This window comes from Vibrio sp. Vb1574 (genome assembly GCF_033338675.1).
Genome location: NZ_JAWOTC010000244.1, coordinates 1 through 1,316 on the forward strand (window position 1 = coordinate 1; position 1,316 = coordinate 1,316).

Consider the following 1,316-nt stretch of genomic DNA (forward strand, 5'->3'; position numbering starts at 1 on the left):
AAATTAAAGCGCGCGGATTCTATGGTTCTTCGACACACTACACAATAAGAACTTTACAAGAATATGTTGGGCGTGCAAAAACACCAAAGGCGAGCTCGGACATTAACATCTACTGATGAAATGAATCCACCCGCCTTTCATAAAGTTTGGATAAACATAACCGTGTATTTACAATACCTTGGACTGCGTATTACCCCCAAAGAGCGGCGATAAGAAAAATAGCCGCAAACAATCCAGCGATAACTAACATTAAGTATGATAGCTTGCCTGTTCCACCTTTTGGCGCTTGATTACAACACCCCATTTGTCTTCTCCTTAACGATTTTCGTTCCCTTTAACTTAACGCTTACCCTTAGGTGAAGGTCAACCTGTGGCAGTTTGTTGTGTGTCTCTTTTACTTTTTGTGCGCCAATACACTAACGCAAACGTTTATATTGCTTACAAATAAATCACTGAGTTTTCGGTTCATTTTTGGGTAAATACATACCATTTTTCGCTATATACCCGCCGTTTATAACAACCCTACAATACGCGCGTCTTACTTGTAGCACGCGGGTTTTCCAACCATGAATTCGTGGCTCGTTTATTAAAGGTATCGAATGAGCAATATCGCCAAGTCCGCTGTTAAACTCAGTGTTTTCTCTGTGATCATGATTACGGTTACATCCGTTGATAGCATCAGAAACATACCGGGTGCCGCCTTATTTGGTAGTCATGCCATCTCTTTCTTTTTACTTGCTGGTTTATGCTTTTTCGTTCCCACAGCTTTAGTGTGTGCCGAGCTAAGCACGACTTACCCTCAACAGGGTGGTGTCTATCTTTGGGGAAAAGAAACGATTGGACCTAACTTCGGCTTTGCGACCGTTTGGTATCAATATGCGGAAAATATCGTTTATTACCCGCCGCTGATCTCTTTCATTGTCGCTACAGGTGCCTACCCATTTTTCCCAGAACTGGCGCAGAATAATATTTTCATGTTAATCATGATTAACGTGATTTTTTGGGCGCTAACATTGGTAAATATATTCGGCTTACGTTTGTCATCGATGATCACAAACGTGTTTGGCACTCTAGGGCTCATTTTCCCAATTTTGCTGATCATTGGCTTGGGTGGTTACTGGGCATATACCAATCCGGGTGCGTCTCATATCTCCCTTAGTCATGTCTCTGACTGGCTACCCGATTTCTCTCAAGATGGAATTGGGGCAGGTTTCACCGCTGTCGTGCTTTCATTGACTGGTTTAGAAATTACCACCTCATATGCAAGTGAAGTAGAAAATCCACAAAAGGCGTATCCAAAAGCACTCTTAGCTTCT

1 protein-coding gene is annotated in these 1,316 nt (G+C 42.3%); it reads left to right on the forward strand.

The window, feature by feature from the left end; genetic code table 11:
* Positions 1 to 599 precede the first annotated feature (599 nt).
* Positions 600 to 1,316, forward strand: a 717-nt coding sequence (locus tag R7O12_RS25195) for an APC family permease (RefSeq protein ID WP_318126794.1), incomplete at its 3' end; no start/stop codon positions are given.